Genomic DNA, 1613 nt, shown 5'->3' with positions numbered 1-1613 from the left:
CCCTTTATAAGAAACAATACTTCCCCTTAAATTTCCAGTATCTACAGGAGCTCCTCCACTTGGATTTTTCCCCCCAGCTACACCTTCACCTGGTTTCATCATTTCATGTACTGCCTCATCAGTAATATGATCGAGAACATCAGAAAGGATTGCCGAATATGTTTTTTGTGATAATTTTTCCATTCCCGATCCAGATATATCAATTTTAAAACCTAACATATTAATCCATATCCCCAAGTAAAAAAAATTTTTTAAATTTAAAAAAAATGAGTAATGTTTTTAATCTTCTAATTTTATTGGAGGTACACGTAATTCAAATAAGGTTAATTCCATATGATTTAAGAAATGATTCCATAATGCTGGACGTCCATAAACTTTAAAATATTGTCCATTATAGAGAATAATATCTTCTTCTTGAACGTTTGCTGATGGTTCAAGATTTGCTATATATTGATTTTTTTGTTCATTACCATGTTCGGAGTTTTCATTATCAAATCTTTTTTTCTGAATATCTGCTATATATTCTGCAATGAATTTATTTACAAATTCAGGTTCCCCATCATCATCATAATCTCCAGTTTCAGTATATCTATAAACACGGATTTTAGCATTTGGGAAGAATAAACTCATAACATCACACACCTACAATGATACCTATTTTTTAAAGAATTAATTTTATTATTGATTTGTGTGTAAAGTGATGTATTTGAATTATATGAAATAGACACATTACCTTCAGTTATTGATGATATTTCACCAAATTGATTATCTGCTTTTTGAAATGTATATAATATAATATCATATAGTAATGATTTGATTGTACTGTTAAATTCTTGTTGAGTAAACCCAACAAGATATTCTAATTCAATTTTTCCATTAAAAATATGATTAAAATATATTATACCTTCCTTTGGTATAAGCATATAATCATCTAAATTTAAGTTTTTATCATTAATAATTAATTTTTGAATTGAAAGTACAGGGTAATAATCAAGAAGAATAACATCGGATGAAAAATTATTAATGTAAATAGTATTTACTTTTGGATTAATATTTATTCCAATTAAACCTTCAAGTTGATTTAATTTAACTTCACACAAATTAATTAATTCTTCATCAGTTAAATCCAAAGTTATATTATTCATTTTAAGATAATTTTTTAATTCAATGATATTAAAATCAAAATTATTCATCTTAAATAACCCTTCTATAATTATTTATTATGTTGCAGTTAAAGATACAATTTTATCTGCAACATTCCCTTCAACATCTAAATCATCTGTAACAGTAGTATAACCAGTACATTTTACGGTTGCAACATATGATCCCATAGGAACATTATTTATATTGCAACCACCAGTAGATCCAGATTTTCCACTAGCATATACCTCTCCAGTAACCTTATTTTTTAATGTTACACTTGCACCAGTAATTGGATTTGTACCATCATTAATAGTATAATGCACAGTATAAGTTTTACTGGTGTCATCTACTTTTTTCCAATACCACTAATAAATCCATTTCTAAACTGAGCAATATTTTGAGAAGTAATGAAGTTTGCAACAGCAAAACGTTTTCCAAGTTTATTTGTTGGAATATTTTCTATAACACTA

Annotated in this window: 4 protein-coding genes; all 4 read right to left on the bottom strand. The window is 27.0% G+C overall.

The window, feature by feature from the left end; all coding sequences use genetic code 11:
• Nucleotides 1-183: hypothetical protein (locus ON24_RS01720; RefSeq protein ID WP_152411878.1), on the bottom strand; the 183-nt coding region annotated here is incomplete at its 3' end.
• Nucleotides 184-279: 96 nt separating this feature from the next.
• Nucleotides 280-630, bottom strand: a complete 351-nt coding sequence (locus ON24_RS01715; protein ID WP_016358642.1) for a hypothetical protein — start codon at nt 628-630, stop codon at nt 280-282.
• Entirely contained in the window at nt 627-1193 is a 567-nt protein-coding gene (locus tag ON24_RS01710) for a hypothetical protein (RefSeq protein WP_040681728.1), read from the bottom strand. The genes ON24_RS01715 and ON24_RS01710 overlap by 4 nt, the downstream gene beginning before the upstream one ends.
• Before the next feature lie 27 nt (nt 1194-1220).
• Nucleotides 1221-1466 (bottom strand): carboxypeptidase-like regulatory domain-containing protein, encoded by a 246-nt coding sequence (locus ON24_RS01705; protein ID WP_016358644.1) that lies wholly within the window; start codon nt 1464-1466, stop codon nt 1221-1223.
• Nucleotides 1467-1613 lie beyond the last annotated feature (147 nt).

Source organism: Methanobrevibacter boviskoreani JH1 (assembly GCF_000320505.1).
GTDB classification, from domain to species: domain Archaea; phylum Methanobacteriota; class Methanobacteria; order Methanobacteriales; family Methanobacteriaceae; genus Methanarmilla; species Methanarmilla boviskoreani.
The sequence above is the reverse complement of the archived record's forward strand: the minus strand, read 5'-3'. Positions and strand labels throughout refer to the sequence as shown.

What these genes read in the sequence shown, in the direction of transcription:
- ON24_RS01715 (WP_016358642.1), bottom strand. Translation starts at nt 630, where the DNA reads ATGAGTTTATTCTTCCCAAATGCTAAAATCCGTGTTTATAGATATACT.
- ON24_RS01710 (WP_040681728.1), bottom strand. Translation starts at nt 1,193, where the DNA reads ATGAATAATTTTGATTTTAATATCATTGAATTAAAAAATTATCTTAAA.